Source organism: Streptomyces sp. Wb2n-11 (genome assembly GCF_001049855.1).
GTDB classification, from domain to species: domain Bacteria; phylum Actinomycetota; class Actinomycetes; order Streptomycetales; family Streptomycetaceae; genus Streptomyces; species Streptomyces altiplanensis.
Genome location: NZ_CVPB01000001.1, coordinates 4,205,752 through 4,226,760 on the forward strand (window position 1 = coordinate 4,205,752; position 21,009 = coordinate 4,226,760).

General features: G+C 71.0%; 18 protein-coding genes, 1 tRNA gene and 1 riboswitch. Of the genes, 12 read left to right on the forward strand and 7 right to left on the reverse strand.

Annotation, left to right across the window (positions count from 1 at the left end):
* Positions 1-88 precede the first annotated feature (88 nt).
* The 8 genes from BN1555_RS19160 (at position 89) to BN1555_RS19195 (ending at position 9,439) form a co-directional block, all read left to right on the forward strand.
* On the forward strand, positions 89-1,135 hold the full coding sequence (locus BN1555_RS19160; protein ID WP_093800527.1) for a LysM peptidoglycan-binding domain-containing protein: 1,047 nt from the start codon (positions 89-91) through the stop codon (positions 1,133-1,135).
* 265 nt (positions 1,136-1,400) lie between these two features.
* Positions 1,401-1,571, forward strand: a riboswitch (cyclic di-AMP (ydaO/yuaA leader).
* Between the two features lie 3 nt (positions 1,572-1,574).
* Complete coding sequence (locus BN1555_RS19165; RefSeq protein ID WP_093800528.1) at positions 1,575-2,303, forward strand: LysM peptidoglycan-binding domain-containing protein; 729 nt, start codon at positions 1,575-1,577, stop codon at positions 2,301-2,303.
* Between the two features lie 257 nt (positions 2,304-2,560).
* Positions 2,561-3,847 carry a phosphopyruvate hydratase gene (gene eno / locus BN1555_RS19170; protein ID WP_093803498.1) on the forward strand — a complete coding sequence of 429 codons (1,287 nt, stop codon included), beginning with the start codon at positions 2,561-2,563 and terminating at the stop codon, positions 3,845-3,847.
* Positions 3,848-3,956: 109 nt separating this feature from the next.
* The gene (locus tag BN1555_RS19175; RefSeq protein ID WP_093800529.1) at positions 3,957-4,433 is read left to right on the forward strand and encodes an FtsB family cell division protein; all 477 of its coding nucleotides are present in this window, start codon (positions 3,957-3,959) and stop codon (positions 4,431-4,433) included.
* Between the two features lie 67 nt (positions 4,434-4,500).
* Positions 4,501-5,049 (forward strand): DUF501 domain-containing protein, encoded by a 549-nt coding sequence (locus BN1555_RS19180; RefSeq protein ID WP_093800530.1) that lies wholly within the window; start codon positions 4,501-4,503, stop codon positions 5,047-5,049.
* A complete protein-coding gene (locus tag BN1555_RS19185; protein WP_093800531.1) occupies positions 5,046-5,987 on the forward strand; it encodes a Ppx/GppA phosphatase family protein in 942 nt (313 codons plus the stop codon). Before BN1555_RS19180 ends, BN1555_RS19185 begins: the two co-directional genes overlap by 4 nt.
* 443 nt (positions 5,988-6,430) lie before the next feature.
* Entirely contained in the window at positions 6,431-7,825 is a 1,395-nt protein-coding gene (locus BN1555_RS19190) for an NAD(P)/FAD-dependent oxidoreductase (protein ID WP_093800532.1), read from the forward strand.
* Positions 7,826-8,119: 294 nt separating this feature from the next.
* Positions 8,120-9,439 (forward strand): SAM-dependent methyltransferase, encoded by a 1,320-nt coding sequence (locus BN1555_RS19195; RefSeq protein WP_093800533.1) that lies wholly within the window; start codon positions 8,120-8,122, stop codon positions 9,437-9,439.
* Positions 9,440-9,518: 79 nt separating this feature from the next.
* On the opposite strand, the gene BN1555_RS19200 is transcribed toward BN1555_RS19195, so the two are convergent.
* Together BN1555_RS19200 and BN1555_RS19205 are read right to left on the reverse strand one after the other, a co-directional pair.
* Positions 9,519-12,056 (reverse strand): ABC transporter permease, encoded by a 2,538-nt coding sequence (locus tag BN1555_RS19200; RefSeq protein ID WP_093800534.1) that lies wholly within the window; start codon positions 12,054-12,056, stop codon positions 9,519-9,521.
* Positions 12,057-12,112: 56 nt separating this feature from the next.
* Positions 12,113-12,889, reverse strand: a complete 777-nt coding sequence (locus tag BN1555_RS19205) for an ABC transporter ATP-binding protein (protein WP_093800535.1) — start codon at positions 12,887-12,889, stop codon at positions 12,113-12,115.
* Positions 12,890-13,267: 378 nt separating this feature from the next.
* Between BN1555_RS19205 and BN1555_RS19210 the strand changes: the two genes are divergently transcribed.
* Positions 13,268-13,349, forward strand: a tRNA-Leu gene (locus tag BN1555_RS19210).
* A 102-nt stretch (positions 13,350-13,451) separates the two neighbouring features.
* On the forward strand, positions 13,452-14,339 hold the full coding sequence (locus BN1555_RS19215; RefSeq protein ID WP_093800536.1) for a Bax inhibitor-1/YccA family protein: 888 nt from the start codon (positions 13,452-13,454) through the stop codon (positions 14,337-14,339).
* 109 nt (positions 14,340-14,448) lie between these two features.
* On the opposite strand, the gene BN1555_RS19220 is transcribed toward BN1555_RS19215, so the two are convergent.
* Entirely contained in the window at positions 14,449-14,679 is a 231-nt protein-coding gene (locus BN1555_RS19220) for a DUF4287 domain-containing protein (RefSeq protein WP_093800537.1), read from the reverse strand.
* A gap of 100 nt (positions 14,680-14,779) precedes the next feature.
* On the opposite strand from BN1555_RS19220, the gene BN1555_RS19225 reads away from it, so the two are divergent.
* Positions 14,780-15,109, forward strand: coding sequence for a hypothetical protein (locus tag BN1555_RS19225; protein ID WP_093800538.1), 330 nt, complete (start codon positions 14,780-14,782; stop codon positions 15,107-15,109).
* Between the two features lie 12 nt (positions 15,110-15,121).
* On the opposite strand, the gene BN1555_RS19230 is transcribed toward BN1555_RS19225, so the two are convergent.
* The 3 genes from BN1555_RS19230 to BN1555_RS19240 form a co-directional block, all read right to left on the reverse strand.
* On the reverse strand, positions 15,122-15,997 hold the full coding sequence (locus tag BN1555_RS19230; RefSeq protein WP_093803499.1) for a hypothetical protein: 876 nt from the start codon (positions 15,995-15,997) through the stop codon (positions 15,122-15,124).
* 247 nt (positions 15,998-16,244) lie between these two features.
* The gene (locus BN1555_RS19235; protein WP_093800539.1) at positions 16,245-17,465 is read right to left on the reverse strand and encodes an acetyl-CoA C-acetyltransferase; all 1,221 of its coding nucleotides are present in this window, start codon (positions 17,463-17,465) and stop codon (positions 16,245-16,247) included.
* Between the two features lie 244 nt (positions 17,466-17,709).
* Complete coding sequence (locus BN1555_RS19240; RefSeq protein ID WP_093800540.1) at positions 17,710-18,708, reverse strand: SGNH/GDSL hydrolase family protein; 999 nt, start codon at positions 18,706-18,708, stop codon at positions 17,710-17,712.
* A 157-nt stretch (positions 18,709-18,865) separates the two neighbouring features.
* On the opposite strand from BN1555_RS19240, the gene BN1555_RS19245 reads away from it, so the two are divergent.
* Positions 18,866-20,260 (forward strand): cystathionine beta-synthase, encoded by a 1,395-nt coding sequence (locus BN1555_RS19245; RefSeq protein ID WP_093800541.1) that lies wholly within the window; start codon positions 18,866-18,868, stop codon positions 20,258-20,260.
* Between the two features lie 294 nt (positions 20,261-20,554).
* Here the strand turns inward: BN1555_RS19245 and BN1555_RS19250 are convergent, their stop codons facing one another.
* Positions 20,555-20,971, reverse strand: coding sequence for a hypothetical protein (locus BN1555_RS19250; RefSeq protein WP_093800542.1), 417 nt, complete (start codon positions 20,969-20,971; stop codon positions 20,555-20,557).
* Positions 20,972-21,009: the final 38 nt, after the last annotated feature.

The window sequence follows — 21,009 nt, forward strand, 5'->3', positions numbered from 1 at the left end:
TGTGATCTCCGCTGTATCGACTTGTGACAGACGTTCGAGTGCGGCTACGTTCACCGTCAACCTCAGCCGCCACTCGAAAGGCCACCGCATGCGCTCCGGGAACGGTAGACACCGCCGACCCCGCCAGGCTCCAGCTCTCGTCGTCGCGGCAGGAGTCGCCGGATCGGCCATCGCCATCCCGCTGCTCGGCGCGACCGGTGCGAACGCTGCCGAAGCCACGACCTGGGACCGGGTGGCCGACTGTGAGAGCGGCGGCATGTGGAGTGCCGACCTCGGCAACGGCTACTACGGCGGACTCCAGTTCTCGCCGGAACTCTGGCAGCGCTTCGGCGGTACGGCGTACGCGCCGCGCGCCGACCTCGCCAGCCGCTCCCAGCAGATCCAGGTGGCCGAGAAGGTACTGGCCGCACAGGGGCCGCGGGCGTGGCCGAGCTGCGCGCTCATCTCGGGCCTGACGAAGGGTGAGGACGCCGAGCCGAGCGGCGGCGCGACCGCCGAGCCGGATGCCGCACCGAAGGCCGACTCCGAGTCCGGCTCCAGGACCGGTTCCGAGGCCGGCTCGAAGGCCGACGCGCCGGCCGGGACGCCGGAGAGTTCCACGGCTCCGGAGGCTTCCTCGGACGGAAAGGCGGCCGGGGCCGAGAAGTCCGCCGGGTCGACGGCGGCTCCGTCGGCCGACGCCGCCGACGCCGCCGACGCCGCCGACGCCGCGGAGGCCACCGCCGACGCCGAGACGTCCGGCGCGCCCGCCCGTGAAACCGCTGGGGCCACTCCTGGGAGGAGCGCCTCCCCGGGCAAGCATCGCGGCGAAAAGGCCCGGGAGGACACGGACGCCGTAACGGGCGACTCGGGCATCGAGCGCGAATCGGGCCGTCACGCCTCGCGAGGTGACGGACCGACACGCGACGCGGTCGGCACGGCCGGTGAGCGGGAAGCGGAAGAAGCGGGACCGGACAGGGGCGCGGACGCAGGTGCGGACAAGGGTTACACCGTCCGCACCGGCGACAGCCTCTGGGCCATCGCGGACGCGCACGACGTGCGCGGCGGCTGGCCGGCGCTCTACGCCGCGAACGAGAAGACCGTCGGGTCCGATCCGGACCTCATCGTCCCTGGCCAAAGCCTCGATCTGAACTGAAAACGGGGACAGTTCGGGCCGCTATGTCCGTATTGGAGACAGTGAGACATGGATCTCTTTGCCTCATATCACGCGGCTGGCCCGAACGGTCCGTCAGTCTCGCCCCTGACCTGCGCAGATGGGGATCAGGTGGGGGTGGGAACGGGCGATATTTCCGTGATGCTCCTCTTTGAACATCGAGGGCTCATGTGTTTACGGTCGAACCGCTCGCCATCGCGGGCCCCGTCGACCGTCACGCCGAATCCTGCCGTCGGTCGGGGAACCGACGCGTAAAGCGCCGTAGGCAGGAGCGGGGGACCCAGGTAGGCGCCGGGCCCGGACGTCGGAAGACGGACGGAACCGGCTTGGGGTTAAGGCGCGCGACGCAGGTCGCGCGGCCGGGCACTCATTGGCCCGAACCCGACAGCTCACCTCGTAGGCGTCGGTGAGGAGATGTCGCATGCTGTTTTCCGGCAAGGCCAAGCACCGTCGTCCGTCGAAGGCCGCTCGTATCGCCACGTTCGCCGGCATCACCGGCGCCGCTGTCGCCGTCCCGCTGATGGGCGCGACGTCGGCCTCCGCCGCCTCCGTCGAGACCTGGGACGCTGTCGCCCAGTGCGAGTCCGGCGGCAACTGGTCCATCAACACGGGCAACGGTTACTACGGCGGCCTGCAGTTCTCCGCGTCCAGCTGGGCCGCCGCCGGCGGTACGCAGTACGCCCCCACCGCGGACAAGGCCTCCAAGGCCCAGCAGATAGCCACCGCCGAGAAGCTCCTCGACATGCAGGGCCCGGGTGCCTGGGCCTGCGCCGGCGCCGGCGGTCTGACCAACGACGGCGTCGACCCGGGTGTCGACACCTCCGGCTCCTCGCAGCAGCAGGCGCAGCCGCAGAAGGCCGCGCCCCAGCCGCAGCGGACGCAGGAGCAGGCCGCCCCGCGCGCCGCCGAGCAGCCCGCCTCGCGCAGCGAGGTCCGCTCCGCGCCGAAGGCCGAGACCGCGAAGCCCGCCGCCCCGAAGGTCATCGAGAAGGGCGACGGCGAGTACAAGGTCAAGTCCGGCGACACCCTCGGCAAGATCGCCGAAGCGAAGAAGGTCAAGGGCGGCTGGGAGAAGCTCTTCGAGCTGAACAAGGACATCGTCGACGACGCCGATGTCATCTACGCGGGCCAGCAGCTGCACCTCAGCTGACCCGCTTCCCCCGAAGCACCCCGGTCCGGCGCGCTTCCCCCGTGCGCGCCGGGCCGGGGTTTCCCCTTACTGATGAGTAGAGCGGAACGCTGTTCCGCACATCCAAGAGTTACGTCCGCTGTTGCGGGTATTCGGGCCTCTTCTTGTCCCAGGGGGCGGGCGAACGGCCGATCGACGCCCCCGGTCCGGTTAGGCTCTTGTCGCAAGGCCAAAGTGACCCTGCACCCCATAGCGTCACATCCCAGAAGGAGATGCTCGTGCCGTCCATCGACGTCGTCGTAGCCCGGGAAATCCTGGACTCCCGAGGCAATCCCACGGTCGAGGTCGAGGTCGGCCTCGACGACGGCAGCACCGGTCGTGCTGCCGTTCCGTCCGGTGCCTCCACCGGAGCGTTCGAGGCCATTGAGCTTCGCGACGGTGACCCGAACCGCTACCAGGGCAAGGGTGTCGAGAAGGCCGTCCTCGCCGTCATCGAGCAGATCGGCCCGGAGCTCGTCGGCTACGACGCCACCGAGCAGCGTCTGATCGACCAGGCCATGTTCGACCTGGACGCCACCGAGAACAAGGGCTCCCTCGGCGCCAACGCCATCCTCGGCGTCTCCCTCGCCGTCGCGCACGCCGCCTCCGAGGCGTCCGACCTGCCGCTCTTCCGCTACCTCGGCGGCCCGAACGCGCACCTGCTGCCCGTTCCGATGATGAACATCCTCAACGGTGGGTCGCACGCCGACTCCAACGTCGACATCCAGGAGTTCATGATCGCGCCGATCGGCGCCGAGTCGTTCTCCGAGGCCCTGCGCTGGGGCACGGAGGTCTACCACACCCTCAAGTCCGTCCTGAAGTCCAAGGGCCTGTCCACCGGCCTCGGCGACGAGGGCGGCTTCGCGCCGAACCTGGACTCCAACCGCGCCGCGCTCGACCTCATCCTCGAGGCCGTCAAGCAGGCCGGTTACGTCCCCGGTGAGCAGATCGCGCTCGCGCTCGACGTCGCCGCGTCCGAGTTCTACAAGGACGGCAGTTACGAGTTCGAGGGCAAGTCCCGCTCGGCCGCCGAGATGACGGAGTACTACGAGGAGCTCGTGGCGGCGTACCCGCTCGTCTCCATCGAGGACCCGCTCTTCGAGGACGACTGGGCCGGCTGGAAGGTCCTCACCGACAAGCTGGGCACCAAGGTCCAGATCGTCGGCGACGACCTCTTCGTCACCAACCCGGAGCGCCTGGCGCGCGGCATCGAGGAAGGCGCCGCCAACTCGCTGCTCGTGAAGGTCAACCAGATCGGTTCGCTGACCGAGACCCTGGACGCCGTCGAGCTGGCGCAGCGCAACGGCTTCAAGTGCATGATGTCGCACCGCTCGGGCGAGACCGAGGACGTCACCATCGCCGACCTCGCCGTCGCCACCAACTGCGGCCAGATCAAGACCGGCGCCCCGGCCCGCTCCGAGCGCGTCGCCAAGTACAACCAGCTGCTGCGCATCGAGGAGATCCTCGACGACGCGGCGGTGTACGCCGGCCGTTCCGCCTTCCCGCGGTTTCGCTCCGCGAACTGATTAGGCACAGCAGGGCGTAACAGCTCAGCCCGTCGTACGTACGTCCCCGGCCGCGGTCCCGTACCGTGTCCGGGGACGTACGTGCGTAACGGCAGGGGAGGCGGGAGACATGGCCGGGAAGGACCGGGACCGGTTCTCCACCGCGACCAGGCTGCGGGTGCTCGGCGAGCAGACCGCCGCCCGTGTCTACCGCTCGCAGACCCGCCGGCAGGCCCGCCGCTCCCGGCTCACCGGCCGGGCCGCGCTCCTCGTCCTGGTCCTGTGCTCACTGGTCGTGGCCCTCGCCTATCCGATGCGTCAGTACGTGTCGCAGCGCGGCGAGATCGCCGACCAGCAGCGCAAGATGCGGGAGGCCGGCCGACGCGTCGAGGAGCTCCGCGACGAGAAGGCCCGGCTCAAGGACGACGCGTACATCGAGCGCCTCGCCCGCGAGCACCTCCACCTCGTACGGCCGGGGGAGACGGGCTTCACCGTCATCGACCCCGGCGCGCGCGACAAGCGCCGCGACGACCGGGAAGGCACCGGCCGCCCCTGGTACACCAACCTCTGGGACGGCGTCGACCAGGCCGACCGCCCGGCCAAGTGACCAGCGGTCAGCAGCGCAGTAACCAGTCATCAGCAGTCACGACACACACGAAGGCACGAACGCACGCATGGACGCCGCACCCCCCACCACCCCGCGCACCGAGCCCACCGAGGCGGACATCGCCGCGTTCAAGCTGCAGTTGGGCCGCCCGCCGCGCGGACTGCGCGCCATCGCGCACCGCTGCCCGTGCGGACAGCCGGACGTGGTCGAGACGGCCCCGCGCCTGGAGGACGGCACGCCGTTCCCGACGCTGTACTACCTGACCTGCCCGCGCGCGGCCGGGGCGATCGGCACCCTGGAGGGCTCCGGCCTGATGAAGGAGATGCAGGACCGCCTCGCCGAGGACCCCGAGCTGGCCGCCGCCTACCGCGCCGCCCACGAGGACTACATCCGGCGCCGTGACGCGATCGAGGTGCTCCAGGGCTTCCCGAGCGCCGGTGGCATGCCGGACCGCGTGAAGTGCCTGCACGTGCTGGTCGGCCACGCGCTGGCGGCCGGTCCCGGGGTCAACCCCTTCGGTGACGAGGCGCTCGCACTGCTGCCCGAGTGGTGGGCCAAGGGCCCGTGCGTGACGCCGTGCGCCGAGGGCGCCACCGGTCAGGAGGACGGCAAGTGACCCGGGTGGCCGCCATCGACTGCGGTACGAACTCCGTCCGCCTGCTCGTCGCCGACGCCGACCCCGTGACGGGGGAGCTGACCGACATCGACCGCCGGATGCGGATCGTGCGGCTCGGCCAGGACGTCGACCGCACCGGACGCCTCGCCCCGGAGGCACTGGAACGCACCTTCGCCGCCTGCCGCGAGTACGCCGAGGCCATCGCGGCGCACGGCGCCGAGAAGGTCAGGTTCGTCGCCACCTCGGCCTCCCGCGACGCCGAGAACCGCGAGGACTTCGTACGCGGCGTCCACGACATCCTGCGCGTGGAGCCCGAGGTGATCACCGGTGACCAGGAGGCCGAGTTCTCCTTCACCGGCGCGACCAAGGAGTTGACGGGCCGCGAGGACCTGACCGGGCCCTACCTCGTCGTGGACATCGGCGGCGGCTCCACGGAGTTCGTCGTCGGCGACGACCGGGTACGGGCGGCCCGCTCCGTCGACATCGGCTGCGTACGGATGACCGAGCGCCACCTCGTGCAGGGCGGCGCCGTCACCGACCCGCCCGTCCCCGGCCAGGTCGCCGCCATACGGGCCGACATCCGCGCCGCGCTCGACCTCGCCGAGGAGACGGTGCCGCTGCGCCAGGCGCACACCCTCGTCGGGCTCGCGGGTTCGGTGACGACCGTGGCCGGGATCGCGCTGGGCCTCGGAACGTACGACTCGGCGGCGATCCACCACTCCCGGATCCCGTACGAGCGGGTCGCGGAGATCACCGCCCGGCTGCTCTCCTCGACGCACGACGAGCGGGCCGCGATCCCCGTCATGCACCCGGGCCGGGTGGACGTCATCGCGGCCGGCGCGCTCGTACTGCTGGAGATCATGGAACGGACCGGGGCCCGGGAGGTCGTGGTCAGCGAGCACGACATCCTCGACGGGATCGGCTGGTCCATCGCCTGAGCGGGCGCCCGGGCCCCCGCGGGGTCGGGGGCCCGTCCCGGGGAGGGCCCCGGGAGGGGCTCGCAGGCCCGTCCCGGGGCCCCCGCGGGCCTCGCGGAAGCTTCCCGCCGACGAACTTCGTGAAGTTCTTCACAAGGAATTGGGGGCTGTCGGCCCCCGATCGGGCGTCCGGGACCCCCTCCGCCGCCCAACTCGGGTGCGCCACTCGCATTTCGGACGGTTCCGGGCGCGTTGCGCGGGTGTGAACCGGACCGCTGGTACAGCTCCCGAAAAGGCCTGAACGGCAAGCTCACGAGGGGTTTTCAACGTCCCGTCGTACACCGCGGTTCCTCTGCCCCGCCATGACCTGTGTCACGTGGGCGGCGGAGTGTAGCAGAGGGGGCCGGGATGCTTGTGAAGGGGCTCACGAGCCACCCCCCTCCGAGGGGTGGATACTCGATGGCATGAGCACCACGGAGCGTCCCAGGATCCTCGTAGTAGGCGGTGGGTACGTAGGCCTGTACGCAGCTCGACGCATCCTCAAGAAGATGCGTTACGCGGAAGCGACCGTCACGGTCGTCGACCCGCGCTCGTACATGACGTACCAGCCCTTCCTCCCCGAAGCCGCCGCCGGCAGCATCTCGCCGAGGCACGTCGTCGTACCCCTGCGACGCGTCCTGCCCAAGGCCGAGGTGCTCACCGGTCGGGTCACCACCATCGACCAGGACCGCAAGGTCGCCACGGTCGCGCCGCTCGTCGGCGAGGCCTACGAGCTGCCCTTCGACTACCTGGTCGTCGCGCTCGGCGCGGTTTCCCGCACCTTCCCGATCCCCGGCCTGGCCGAGCAGGGCATCGGCATGAAGGGCGTGGAGGAGGCCATCGGCCTCCGCAACCACGTCCTGGAGCAGCTGGACAAGGCCGACTCCACGACCGACGAGGACGTCCGCCGCAAGGCGCTGACCTTCGTCTTCGTGGGTGGCGGCTTCGCCGGCGCCGAGACCATCGGCGAGGTGGAGGACATGGCCCGCGACGCGGCCAAGTACTACACCAACGTCAAGCGCGAAGACATGCGCTTCCTGCTGGTCGACGTGGCCGACAAGATCCTCCCCGAGGTCGGGCCCGAGCTCGGCAAGTGGGGCAAGGAGCACCTCGAGGGCCGCGGCATCGAGGTCTACCTCAAGACCGGCATGGACTCCTGCGTGGACGGCCACGTGGTGCTGAACAACGGCCTGGAGGTCGACTCCAGCACCATCGTGTGGACCGCCGGCGTGAAGCCGAACCCGGCGCTGGCCCGCTACGGCCTGCCGCTCGGCCCGCGCGGTCACGTGGACACGTCCGAGAAGCTCCAGGTGCAGGGCACCGACTACATCTGGGCCGCCGGCGACAACGCCCAGGTCCCGGACATCGCCGCCCGCAAGGCCGGCGTCGAGAACGCCTGGTGCCCGCCGAACGCCCAGCACGCGCTGCGTCAGGCCAAGGTCCTCGGCGACAACGTCATCTCCGGGATGCGCGGCTTCCCGCAGAAGGACTACAGCCACGCCAACAAGGGTGCGGTCGCCGGTCTCGGCCTGCACAAGGGCGTCGCGATGATCGTCATGGGCAAGATGAAGATCAAGCTCAAGGGCCGTCTCGCCTGGTACATGCACCGTGGCTACCACGGCCTGGCCGTACCCACCTGGAACCGCAAGATCCGCGTCGTCGCCGACTGGACTCTCGCGATGTTCCTCAAGCGCGAGGTCGTCTCACTCGGCGCCATGGAGACTCCGCGCGAGGAGTTCTACGAGGCCGCCAAGCCGGCTCCGGCTCCGGCCGCCCAGGCGGGCGCGCCCGTCGGCGGCCAGAAGGCCAAGGCGTCCTGACGCACCGGCAGACCCGGTGGGGCGGCGGCGGTCCGGCAGTGGCCGGACCGTAGCCGACCGGTCGGGCCGGCAGGTAGTCAGGCACTCAGTACAGCGCAGCCCGAAGGGGCCGCCCGCCATCCGTGGTGCGGGCGGCCCCTTCGGCGTACCGGATCCACGGCGTCCGTGCATGTAGAGGCCACCTGCTTTGCTGATCCCTTACCCGGTACCGGGATGCGGCGGGTGCACGGCGGCGTTAATGAGGGAAGAACGTCGCCGAACAATCCGGGTTCCACCGTCACGGAGGTGCGCACCATGGCCGACGCCGCCCTGCGGCTGACCACGCTTGCCGAGGAACTCCTCGGGTCTCCCCTACCGATCCGCATCCGGGCCTGGGACGGAAGTGAATCCGGCCCTTCCGGCGCCCCGGCCCTCGTCATCCGGAGCCGCCGCGCGCTGCGCCGCCTGCTGTGGAAGCCCGGCGAACTCGGCCTGGCCCGCGCCTGGGTGGCCGGTGAGATCGACATCGAGGGCGACCTGTACGAGACACTCGACCACATCGCCGGACTGCTCTGGGAGCGCGGCGCCGGGACCAAGTCGGCCGTCCACGCCGTCCACGCCGTCCGCGACCCCCGCCTGCGCGCCGCCGCCCGCGGCCTCGTCGCCCTCGCGGGCCCCTGGCCGCCGCCGCCCCCGCCCGCCGAAGAGGTCAGACGCCGCACGGGGCCGCTGCACACCAAGCGCCGCGACAAGGAGGCGATCAGCCACCACTACGACGTGGGCAACGACTTCTACGAGCAGGTGCTCGGCCCCTCGATGGTCTACTCGTGCGCGTACTTCGACGACTCCGCCGATGGGATGACCCTCGAAGAGGCCCAGTACGCCAAGCTCGACCTGATCAGCCGCAAGCTGGGGATCGGGGAAGGGACGCGGCTGCTGGACGTGGGCTGCGGCTGGGGCTCGATGGCCATCCACGCGGCGCGCGAGTACGGCGCCCGGGTCACCGGCATCACGCTCTCCAAGGAGCAGGCGGCGTACGCCCGCAAGCGCATCGCCGACGAGGGCCTGACCGACCGCATCGAGATCCGGGTGCAGGACTACCGGGACGTCAGGGACGGCCCGTACGACGCGATCTCGTCGATCGGGATGGCCGAGCACGTCGGCTCGGTCCGCTACCGGGAGTACGCCGACGACCTGTTCGCCCTGCTGAAGCCGGGCGGCCGACTGCTCAACCACCAGATCGCGCGGCGCCCCGAGCCGGACGAAGAGGCGTACCAGGTGGACGAGTTCATCGACGCGTACGTCTTCCCGGACGGCGAGCTCGCGCCCCTCGGCCGGACCGTGGGGACGCTGGAGGAGGCGGGCTTCGAGGTCCGCGACGTCGAGTCGATCCGTGAGCACTACGCCCTGACGCTGCGCCGGTGGGTCGCCAACCTGGAGGCCAACTGGGCAGAGGCCGTACGGGTGACTTCCGAGGGGCGGGCCCGCGTCTGGCGGCTCTACATGGCGGCCTCCGCGCTCTCCTTCGAGCACAACGGGATCGGCGTGAACCAGGTCCTCGCCGTACGGCCGGGGGAGGGCGGCACGTCGGGCATGCCGCTGCGCGCCCGGACGTGGAACCCGGCGGCCGGATGACGGCCGGCGCACGGTGAGGGGCCGGTCCCCGTCCGGGGCCGGCCCCTCACCGTGCGCGTACCGCGGTCCGTCCGGCCGCCTACTCGGTCTTGATCGCGGCGAGCATGTTCAGCCTCGCGGCGCTGCGGGCCGGCCACATCGCGGCCAGTACGCCGACCACCGCGGCCAGCAGCAGGAAGACGCCGAACCGGTCCCACGGCAGGACCAGCGCGTAACCCGGCACCGAGTCCTTGACCGTCTGGCCGATGGCCCAGCCCAGGAAGGTGCCGAGGCCGATGCCGATCACCGCGCCGAAGAGCGAGATGACCACGGCCTCCAGCCGGATCATGGTCTTGACCTTGCCGCGGTCGAGGCCGATCGCCCGCAGCATGCCGATCTCCTGCTGACGCTCGAAGACGGACATCGCCAGGGTGTTGATGACACCGAGCACCGCGATGAGCAGGGCCATGCCCAGGAGCCCGTACATGATGTTCAGCATCGTGTTGATCATGCCGCCGAACTGGTTGCGGATGTCCTGCTGGTCCATCACGTTGATCGCGGGGTTCTGGCCCAGCGCTTCCACGAGCGCCTTCTCGTTCGCCGCGCTCGCGCCGCCGTCGGTCTTCACCCAGATCTCCCGGATGTACGGCTTGGCCTCGTGCTCGGCCACGATCTCCTGGTCGAGCAGGACGGGCGAGAGGAACTCGTTGCCCTCGTACGTCGCACCGACCGTCAGCTCCGCCTTCTCGCCGTCGGCGAACTCCACCGGCACGCTGTCGCCGACCCTGAGGCCGCTGTTCTTCGCGGTCTCGTCGGCGACCGCGATCGCGCCCTTGGCGAGCGAGTCCAGCGAGCCGGAGACCGGCGTGACGTTGATGACCCGCTCGATGTCGCCGGGAGCGACACCGGAGGCCGCGGCCCAGGTGCCCTTCAGTTCGAGGTCGGCGGCCGTCTGCGGGGAGAGGGCCGACACGCCGGACGTCTTCTCCAGGGCACTGAGCGCCGACGCGTCCAGCGAACCCCCGTTGGCCATGGAGAACATGTAGTCGGCCTTGATGTTGTCCGTGGTCATCTTGTCCACGGCCCTGCCCATGGTGACGCCGAGCACGGAGAGCCCGGTGACCAGGGTGAGGCCGATGGCCAGCGCGGACGCGGTGGCCCCGGTACGCCGCGGATTGCGCACCGCGTTCTGGCCGGCCAGCGTGCCCGACACTCCGAAGAGCTTGCCGATCAGCGGCCGTACGAGCGCGATCACCGGCCGCGACAGCAGCGGGATCAGCACGATGACGCCGATCAGCGCGAGGAAGGCACCGGCCCCGATGAGCATCCGGCCGTCCTTGCCGGCCGCCGCGCCGCCGAGGATGCCGGCCGCGCCCAGCAGCGTGATCGCGCCGCCGATGGAGTTCCGTACGACCAGCGACTTGGTGGTCGGAGCGGCGTGCACGCTGCTCATCGCCGCGACCGGCGGGATCTTGGCGGCCCGGCGGGCGGGCAGCCAGGCGGCGAGCATCGTGACCAGCACGCCCACCGCGAACGCGGCGGCGACGGCGGTGGGGGAGACGATCAGCGGACCGGCCGGAGTCTTCGCGCCGAAAGCGGACATCGCGGAGCGCAGCCCCGTCGCGAGCCCCAGCCCGAGGACGAAGCCGACGACCGACGCGAGGGCGCCGACCACCAGCGCTTCGAGCAGCACCGAGCGCTTGACCTGGCGACGGGAGGCGCCGACGGCCCGCATCAGCGCCAGCTCCTTGGTGCGCTGGGCGACGAGCATGGTGAAGGTGTTGGAGATCAGGAAGATGCCGACGAAGAGCGCGATCGCGGCGAAGGCGAGCAGCACCTGGTTGAGCGCGCTCATGCTTTCCTCGATCATCTCGGCCTGGTCGTCGGCGAGCTCCTTGCCGGTCTGGGCCTCGGCGCCCTCGGGCAGCAGCGGCTTCACCGCGTCGAGCAGCCGTTGCTCGGACGCGCCGGCCGCGGCGGTGACGGTGACGTCCTTGAAGTGGCCGGGCGCCAGGTAGAGCTTCTGCGCGACGGGCGTGTCGAAGAGCACCAGCGAGCCGCCGGCGTTGACCTGGCCGTCCTCGGTGGTGAAGACGCCGGAGAGGGTGTACTCCCGCACCGGGCCGTTGGTCGCGACCCGCACGGTGTCACCGGTCTTGTACTCGCCCTTGTCGGCCGTGGCCCTGTCGAGGGCGACCTCGCCGGCCTTCGCGGGACCGGCGCCGTCGGTGAAGTCGTACGCAGGGTCTTTGGGGTTCCTGCCGTCGTCGCCGGGCGCGAAGTTCGCACCGGTGTTGGACCAGCCGTTGCCGATCAGCTTGCCGTCGGGGTCGGCGACACCGGCGAAGCCGGAGACGCGCCCGGTGGCGGAGGCGACGCCGTCCACGCCCCGGATCTTCTCCAGGGTCCGGGCGTCTATGCCCTGCTCCTTCTTGCCGTTCTCGCGGTCCGGGTAGGTGGTGACCGCTACGGCGACGTTGTCGTAGCTCTTCGCCGACTGGTTCCTGAAGGCGTGGGAAAGGGTGTCGGTGAAGACCAGGGTGCCGGACACGAAGGCCACGCCGAGCATGACGGCGAGCACGGTCATCAGCAGCCTGGCCTTGTGCGCGAGCACATTGCGCAGGGCGGTACGAAGCATGTTTCTGTCAGTCCTGGGGATGGAGGGGCGGCCGGAGGGGGGCGGGCTCGTACGGGTCAGCTGGTGCGGCCCTTGGAGTCGAACTCCTTCATCCGGTCGAGGACGCCGTCCGCGGTCGGGGCGAGCATCTCGTCGACGATCCGGCCGTCCGCCAGGAAGATCACGCGGTCCGCGTACGACGCGGCCGTCGGATCGTGCGTCACCATGACGACGGTCTGGCCCAGCTCGCGCACGGAGTTGCGCAGGAAGCCGAGCACCTCGGCGCCCGAGCGCGAGTCCAGGTTTCCGGTCGGCTCGTCACCGAAGACGATCTCCGGCCTGCTCGCCAGGGCGCGGGCCACGGCGACGCGCTGCTGCTGGCCGCCGGAGAGCTCGGTGGGGCGGTGGCTGAGCCGGTCGGCCAGACCGACCATGCCGATGACCGTCTCCAGCCACTCCTTGTCGGGCTTGCGGCCCGCGATGTCCATGGGCAGCGTGATGTTCTCGGCGGCGGTGAGCGTCGGCAGCAGGTTGAACGCCTGGAAGATGAAGCCGATCTTGTCCCGGCGCAACTGCGTGAGCTGCTTGTCCTTGAGGGTGCCCAGCTCGGTCTCGCCGATCCGGACGGAGCCTGAGCTGAAGGAGTCGAGGCCGGCGACGCAGTGCATCAGCGTCGACTTGCCGGACCCGGACGGACCCATGATCGCGGTGAACTCACCCTGCCGGAAGTCCACGGTGACCCGGTCCAGGGCGACCACCTGGGTCTCGCCCTGTCCGTAGACCTTCGAGAGCTCCGTGGCGCGTGCGGCCACCGCGGTGGTGCGGCGGGCGGTGGCGGTGGGGGTGGTGGTCACGAGAGGGCACTCCTGTCGGGGACGTTTGGGGGACTCGTCCATCGTCCCGTCCGACCGGCGCCCGCGGATCAGCCCTCGTACCCGTTCTCGCGGCCCTCTTGAGTCGCATCGCCGGGCCCGCCCGTCCTCCTTTGGTATGACGCCGCCCCCTAGACCGGGCAGGGGTGCGAGCCGGGGGCCGGGCAGTCGAGTTTCCGCCTTTCCCGCGTGCGGCCCCCCGGGCCCGCCCACCGCGTCGGGCATGTGCCGACGGCCCGTTACACAGACTGACGCCCTCTCAGGCGCCCATAAAATAAGACAACATCGGCCAGGAGTTCCGCTGTCCGGGGGAACCGTCCGGATAGGCTCTGACCCGCGAATTGCGGAGCCGCGCACCTTGCCCGGATGGTGGAATGCAGACACGGCGAGCTTAAACCTCGCTGCCCCTCGGGGCGTGCCGGTTCGAGTCCGGCTCCGGGCACGTCACGGTCTCAGAAAGATCCTCCCCTGGCACTAGGGTGTTCCTTTTGCTTTCCCATTACTCTTGAGTCAAGGCCACGCAGGGTGGCCATGGAGGAGTGAGATGAGGAGCAGCAACCCGGTCTTCTCGCGACGGGGCTTCAGCCGCGACAACGGCACCGCGGGCTTCAACGCGGCACCGCAGGCCGGGGGCCCCGCCGTCGGTACGGCGCAGGGCAACCCGTATGCCCAGGGCGCCCCCGCGAACCCGTACGCGACGAACCCCTACGCGACGAACCCCTACGCCCAGCAGGACACGCAGTACGGCGCCCCGCAGGCTCCCGTACGCGGCAACGTCATGACGATGGACGACGTCGTCGCGCGGACGGGCATCACGCTCGGCCTCGTGATCGCCGGCGCCACCGTCGCATGGGTGATGGACCTCGGCATCGGCCTGGCCGTCGGCGCCGCTCTCGTGGCGATGGTGCTCGGGCTGGTCCAGTCCTTCAAGCGCAAGCCCGTCCCGGCACTGATCCTGGCGTACGCGGCCTTCGAGGGCATCTTCCTCGGCGCCCTCAGCAACCTGGTGAACACGTGGGTGTCGCCGGGTGCGCCGATGCAGGCGGTGCTGGGCACGATGGCGGTCTTCGTCACCATGCTCGTCCTGTACAAGACCCGGATCATCCGGGTCACCCAGCGCTTCACGCGCTACCTGATGATCGCCGCGATCAGCTTCATGGTCCTGACCGCTGTGAACCTGCTGTTCATGGTGTTCGGCGGCGGTGACGGCCTCGGCTTCCGCAGCGGCGGCATGGGCATCCTCTTCGGTGTCGTCGGTGTGCTGCTCGGCGCCTTCTTCCTCGCCCTGGACTTCAAGCAGGTCGAGGACGGGGTCGCCTACGGCGCTCCGCGCGAGGAGTCCTGGATGGCGGCCTTCGGCCTCACCATGACCCTGGTGTGGATCTACCTGGAGATGCTGCGGCTGGTCTCCATCCTCAGCGGCGACGACTAGTCGCCCCCCCCGGCGGCCCGAGAGCTGCTGGGAACCGCTGAGAACTGAGGAAGGGCCCGTCCGGCATTCGCCCGGCGGGCCCTTCCGCATGTGCGCTCCGGCCCGGCCGCTAGAGCAGTCGCCGGGCGGCGCGCCTCAGATCGTGCTCGTGGATGATCGCTTTGGCGTGACCGTAGGCGAGATCGTGTTCGCTCCGGAGCCAGCTCACCTTCTCGTCGAAGCGGAGGAGGGCGGGGCCGTCGTCCACGGTGCGGAGCCAGTCGGAGACTTCACGACCGGTGCAGTGGGGGATGCGGGACAGCAGGTTGCGGTGGGTCTCTTCGGAGAAGACTTGGGACATTCGGCGCCTCCGGACGCTTCGCGCGAGTGCTCCTTCACGTCACCGTGCCTGAGTGTCCGCCCGTTGGCAACAGCCCCGGGGAGGCGCGTAGGGTCGCGGGGTGCTCGATACAACGCCCCTGACGGCCGCCGTGGACCGATTCGCCGACCGGCTGCGCGCCGCCCCGCAGAGCCGCCTCCAGCGCGGCGCGGCCGCCGAAGGTCTCGCTCTGGCCAGGGAATTGGCCCTGCGGGCACAGCGGATCGAGGAGCCGGGGCAAGAACCGCGGATCATGCCGGACGCGGGCGCGTTCGCGGTGGCCGACCAACTCGCGGTGGCCGGTCATGATCTGGCGTGCGCGCTGGAACGGGAAACGGCCCCGTCCGCCCGGGCCGGGCTGGACGAGGCCGTGAGTCTGGTGAGAGCCGCCGCGGCGCGGGCGCAGGTCTGACCGGGCGCCCGGTCAGACGGACGCGATGACGCGGTCGGCGAGGATGTAGACGCTCTCCTCGCCGCAGGAGAAGGTCAGCGCGTACGCGCCGGAGATCCCGGAACCGCCCAGCAGGACGGGGGACTCGCCGGCGCGCAGCGACTCGGCGAGGCGCTCGGCGGTCTCGCGGTGGCCGGGGGTCATGCAGAGCGTCGTACCGTCCGTGAAGACGTAGACGTCGAGGGTGCCGAGCGGCCCCGGCCGTACGTCGGCGAGCGCGGTACGGGCGGCCGCGAGCTCTTCCAGGCGGGCCACGGTGCGCTCGTGGTCGGTCACGGCCGGCGCCTGGACCGGCACGAAGTCCGGGTGCGAGGGGTGGCGGCGGCGGGCGGCGGCCAGCTCGGGGGAGTCCTCGGGGAACGCGTCGGCCGGCTCCAGGCCGTCCAGCCCGTCGACGCCCTCGATGCCCTCGATGCCGTCGGCACAGCCGAGGGGATCGACGGCGCCGGCCCTGTCGAGGGATTCGAGCGCCTCGTACGCGTCGAACGACTCCAGGCCCGTGAAGTCCGCCTGGCGCGGGACGAAGAACGGGGGCGTCTCGTCGCCCAGGCCGGGCAGGCCGCCCAGCAGCGACGGGGCGTCGGCGGCGTCACGGGCCTCCTGCGCGGCCCAGAAGGCACGCGCCTCGGCGAGCTCGCGCTCGCGCTCCTCCGCGAGGGCCTCGGCCACTGCCGTCCGTATCCCGTCGGCCTCCGCGGAACGGGGCTGCTGGGGGACGGCGGCCCCGGAACGGCCGAACGCGGCGGCCGCTGTCAGTTCGGTGCGCAGAGCGGCGACCTGCTTGCGCAGTCCGTGGACTGCGTGCAGGGCAGCGGCGCCCACAGCCGTGGCGACGGCCGTGGTCAGCAGCAGGGCAAGAGGCATGGCGCTCACTGACTTACTCCCGGTTTCATCGATCCCCCGACTTCCTACATCAGCTTGAGGCGAGTGCGCGCCGCCTGTCAGTGCATTACGTCACGAATTGGACAGATCTTTCTGGCGGGCATTCGGCCTGCAACCGTCCTTGACCTGGGGATATGCCTCTCCCCCAGGAGATAGATCACATCCTGGGGGAGATTGGGTTACGAACCGGGTGCGGCCGGGGCCCCGGACGGGGTCAGCTGAGGCGCTCGATGACCATGGCCATGCCCTGGCCGCCGCCCACGCACATCGTCTCCAGGCCGAACTGTTTGTCGTGGAACTGGAGGTTGTTGATCAGCGTGCCGGTGATGCGGGCGCCGGTCATGCCGAAGGGGTGGCCGACGGCGATGGCGCCGCCGTTGACGTTGAGCCTGTCCAGGTCCAGGCCGAGGTCCTGGTAGGACGGGATGACCTGGGCGGCGAAGGCCTCGTTGATCTCGGCGAGGTCGATGTCGCCGATGGTCAGCCCGGCGCGCTTGAGCGCCTGCCTGCTGGCCTCGACCGGGCCGTACCCCATGATCTCGGGCGAGAGGCCGGAGACGCCGGTCGAGACGATCCGGGCCAGCGGGGTCAGACCCAGCTCGCGGGCCTTGGTGTCGCTCATGATCACGAGGGCCGCGGCGCCGTCGTTGAGCGGGCAGCAGTTGCCGGCGGTGACGCGGCCGTCGGGGCGGAAGACGGGCTTCAGGCCCTGGACGCCTTCGAGGGTGACACCGGCGCGCGGGCCGTCGTCCTGCGACACGACGGTTCCGTCGGGGGTCGTGACCGGGGTGATCTCGCGCTCCCAGAAGCCGTTCTTGATGGCCTGCTCGGCGAGGTTCTGCGACCGTACGCCGAACTCGTCCATCTCGGCGCGGCTGACGCCCTTGAGGCGGGCGAGGTTCTCGGCGGTCTGGCCCATGGCGATGTACGCGTCCGGGACGAGGCCGTCCTCGCGCGGGTCGTGCCAGTCGGCGCCCTCGCTCTGCGCGACGGCGGCGGTACGGGCCTCCGCGTCCGCGAAGAGCGGGTTGTGGGTGTCGGGCATGCCGTCGGAGCTGCCCTTGACGGAGCGGGACACCATCTCCACGCCGGCGGAGACGAAGACGTCGCCCTCGCCCGCCTTGATGGCGTGCAGCGCCATGCGGGAGGTCTGGAGCGAGGAGGAGCAGTACCGGGTGACGGTGCAGCCCGGCAGGTGGTCCATGCCCATCTGCACGGCGACGATGCGGCCCAGGTTGTGCCCCTGCTCGCCGCCGGGGAGGCCGCAGCCGAGCATGAGGTCGTCGATGTCGCGGGGGTCGAGCTCGGGCACCTTGGCGAGGGCGGCCTGCACGATGGTGGCGGTCAGGTCGTCGGGCCGCAGGTCCTTCAGCGAGCCCTTGAAGGCGCGGCCGATGGGCGAACGGGCGGTGGAAACGATCACGGCTTCGGGCACGACGGCTCCATGGGGGCGAGAAGGGCGATTGGGCACGGCTGAGTGGGAAGTTACCCGTACGTACGGCTGTGGTCACCGACCTGGTGATGTGATGCGGGCCTCTTTTCTAAGCGTCCGCTCAGTCGGTGGGTTTCCTTCCCCGTCCCGCCCTCTCCCGAAACTGACGGGGGCAGGCCCCGGCCCGTCCGGCGACCGGGGAGCCGGGTCCGGGGCCGAGCCCCCGCGGGCGGCGCGGCCGCGTCTGTCACAGCGCGCGGCGGGGCTCCGGCTGGTGGGCCGGTTCCGCCGGGACGGGAAGGCGCCGGCGGCGTCGGTGCTTGAGGAGGGCCCAGGGGGCCCGGGCGGCCGTGACCTCCGTACCGGCGGCCGACGCAGCTTCCGCCGCCGCCTTGGCGACCGGCAGGATGTCCTCGTCGCGCGAGGCGTCCAGGCGGTCCGACTCCGGCCACAGCCCGAGCGCCGCGCACAGCGTGGGCAGTACGGCCATCGCCGCGGTCGCGTAGCCCTCCGCCGAGGGGTGGTAGTTGTCCGGGCCGAACAGTTCGCGGGGGTTCGCGAGGAACTCGGGGCCCAGCAGGTCGCCCAGCGACACCGTGCGGCCGCCCTGCTCCACCGTGCCGATCGTCTGCGCCGCCGCGAGCTGCCGCGACACGCGCCGGGCCAGCCACCGCAGCGGCTGGTAGACCGGCTCGATCGTGCCCAGGTCGGGGCAGGTGCCGACGACCACCTCCGCCCCCGCCGTACGCAGGCGCCGTACCGCCGAAGCGAGGTGGCGCACCGACTGCGTGGGCGGCATGCGGTGCGTGACGTCGTTCGCGCCGACCATGATCACGCAGACGTCCGGCTGCCGCTCCCGGTCCGCCAGCACCACCGTGACCTGGCGCTCCAGGTCGTCGGACTGCGCCCCGGGCTGCGCGGCGTTGTAGAGCGCGACCGGGCGTTCCGCCACCGCCGCGAGACCGGACGCGAGCAGCGCCCCCGGTGTCTGCCCGGCCCGGCGCACGCCCTGTCCGGCCGCCGTCGAGTCGCCGAGCATGGCGAGCCGCAGCGGGGGATCCATGGGGTACCCGGCCAGGGGCATGCCATAGAGCCCGTCCGCCAGGGGCGGCACCGGAGCCCGGCCGCCGCCCACCGACCGCTTGGCCAGCTGGACCTCGGCGAGGAAGATCCCCACCGCCGCCGCGCCGACCAGACCGATCCCGCCCCCGCCGTACGCCGCGCCGGCGGCGATCCGCCGTGCCACCCTTGCCCTCGACACAGTCGCAGCCACCTCCTCGAAGCCTCCCGCACACTTGCTTACTGCCCGGTAGTGGGCGCTTTTCAATCGCGCTCGGAGGTGAACGCGTCGTCATCCGCCCCTTACGCTGGGCTGCACCATCACGGAGACCCCGGAGAAAATCGTGCAATTCCACGACTCGATGATCACCCTCGTCGGCAACACCCCGCTCGTGAGGCTGGGCAGCGTGACGGCCGGCATCCAGGCGACGGTCCTGGCCAAGGTCGAGTACTTCAACCCCGGCGGGTCCGTGAAAGACCGGATCGCCCTGCGCATGATCGAGGCGGCCGAGGAGAGCGGCGCCCTCAAGCCCGGCGGCACGATCGTCGAGCCGACGTCCGGCAACACCGGTGTCGGCCTCGCCATCGTGGCCCAGCAGAAGGGCTACAAGTGCATCTTCGTCTGCCCGGACAAGGTGTCCACGGACAAGATCAACGTGCTGCGCGCGTACGGCGCCGAGGTCGTCGTGTGCCCCACGGCCGTCGACCCCGAGCACCCCGACTCGTACTACAACGTCTCCGACCGGCTGGTCGCCGAGACGCCGGGCGCCTGGAAGCCCGACCAGTACAGCAACCCGAACAACCCGCGCTCGCACTACGAGACCACCGGTCCCGAACTGTGGACGCAGACGGACGGGAAGATCACCCACTTCGTCGCGGGCGTCGGCACCGGCGGCACGATCACCGGGACCGGCCGCTACCTGAAGGAGGTCAGCGGCGGCAAGGTCAAGGTCGTCGGCGCGGACCCGGAGGGCTCGGTGTACTCCGGCGGCTCGGGGCGGCCGTACCTCGTCGAGGGCGTCGGTGAGGACTTCTGGCCGTCGGCGTACGACCGGACCGTCACGGACGAGATCGTCGCGGTGTCCGACAAGGACTCGTTCCAGATGACGCGGCGCCTCGCCAAGGAGGAGGGCCTGCTGGTCGGAGGCTCCTGCGGCATGGCGGTGGTCGGTGCGCTGCGGGTGGCCGAGCGGCTCGGCCCCGACGACGTCGTGGTCGTCCTGCTGCCGGACAGCGGACGCGGCTACCTCAGCAAGATCTTCAACGACGAGTGGATGGCGGACTACGGCTTCCTGGAGGAGTCGGGCCCGTCCGCGAGCGTCGGCGACGTCCTGCGGCACAAGGAGGGCGCGATCCCGAAGCTGGTGCACATGCACCCGGAGGAGACCGTCGGCGAGGCGATCGAGGTGCTCCGCGAGTACGGCGTCTCGCAGATGCCGATCGTGAAGCCGGGCGCGGGCCACCCGGACGTCATGGCCGCCGAGGTCATCGGCTCGGTCGTCGAACGCGAGCTGCTGAACGCCCTGTTCGCGCAGCGCGCGTCGCTGAACGACCCGCTGGACAAACACATGAGCCCGCCGCTGCCGCAGGTCGGCTCGGGCGAGCCGGTGGAGGACCTGATGGCGGTGCTGGGCGGCAAGGGGCAGCACGACGCGGCCATCGTGCTGGTCGAGGGGAAGCCGACGGGCGTGGTGAGCCGGCAGGACCTGCTGGCCTTCCTGGCGAAGCCGCAGGCGTAAGCCGTAGCCGCAGTCGGAAGCGCAGTCGTGAGCGCAGTCGTGGCCGCGGCATTCCGGAGGGACGGAAGACCGCGGTTCGCGAAAGTGGTACGAGCGCGACATGTTCGCGCAGCACCGGCTTAACACGCCTCGGGCACAGTGGTTGTTGTCGGCGTCAAGGACAACCGGAGCGGCTCCCGGGCCTCCACGGACGCCTGGACGCGAGGCCGGCCCTGAACCCGGTCCGTGTCCCTCGCGGGGACCGCCGTCGTCCCGCCCTCCGGGCAACCGGGGGTGCGGCGGTCCCCGCGGCACTCACTCCTCCCAGTCGGACCTCTCGCGGTTCCCGCGCAGCCGGGGCAGGCCGCGCGCCGCGTGGACCGCGTTGACGCCGACGATGCCCAGCCAGGCCACCACCAGGCCCTTGAAGTCCGCGTTCGTGACGGCGATCGCCGACAGCGGGACGGCGAGGACCAGCGAGACCGCGCCGAAACCGAACCGCTCGCCGAAGCCCGGCCCGCCGCGCGGCGGCTCGGCGGCGCCCCGGGCGGTGGTCATCCGCTGCTCGGCGAGCCGGCGCCGGACGCGGCGGTCGACCGTACTGTCGAGGCGCTGCTCGACCTTCTCCAGGAACGACTCGACGAGCGCGGACTCGTAGTCCTCACCCAGCTCCCTGCGGGCACGCAAGGTGGCGTCGAGTTCCTTCTTCAGCTCAGGGTCGCGGGCTTCCATGGTGGCAACGCTACGGAGCGGGGCGGCCCGGCGCAGTG

What these genes read in the sequence shown, in the direction of transcription:
- BN1555_RS19215 (WP_093800536.1), top strand. Translation starts at nt 13,452, where the DNA reads ATGAGGAGCAGCAACCCGGTCTTCTCGCGACGGGGCTTCAGCCGCGAC.
- BN1555_RS19220 (WP_093800537.1), bottom strand. Translation starts at nt 14,679, where the DNA reads ATGTCCCAAGTCTTCTCCGAAGAGACCCACCGCAACCTGCTGTCCCGC.
- BN1555_RS19175 (WP_093800529.1), top strand. Translation starts at nt 3,957, where the DNA reads ATGGCCGGGAAGGACCGGGACCGGTTCTCCACCGCGACCAGGCTGCGG.
- BN1555_RS19250 (WP_093800542.1), bottom strand. Translation starts at nt 20,971, where the DNA reads ATGGAAGCCCGCGACCCTGAGCTGAAGAAGGAACTCGACGCCACCTTG.
- BN1555_RS19160 (WP_093800527.1), top strand. Translation starts at nt 89, where the DNA reads ATGCGCTCCGGGAACGGTAGACACCGCCGACCCCGCCAGGCTCCAGCT.
- BN1555_RS19165 (WP_093800528.1), top strand. Translation starts at nt 1,575, where the DNA reads ATGCTGTTTTCCGGCAAGGCCAAGCACCGTCGTCCGTCGAAGGCCGCT.
- BN1555_RS19190 (WP_093800532.1), top strand. Translation starts at nt 6,431, where the DNA reads ATGAGCACCACGGAGCGTCCCAGGATCCTCGTAGTAGGCGGTGGGTAC.
- BN1555_RS19195 (WP_093800533.1), top strand. Translation starts at nt 8,120, where the DNA reads ATGGCCGACGCCGCCCTGCGGCTGACCACGCTTGCCGAGGAACTCCTC.
- BN1555_RS19200 (WP_093800534.1), bottom strand. Translation starts at nt 12,056, where the DNA reads ATGCTTCGTACCGCCCTGCGCAATGTGCTCGCGCACAAGGCCAGGCTG.
- BN1555_RS19180 (WP_093800530.1), top strand. Translation starts at nt 4,501, where the DNA reads ATGGACGCCGCACCCCCCACCACCCCGCGCACCGAGCCCACCGAGGCG.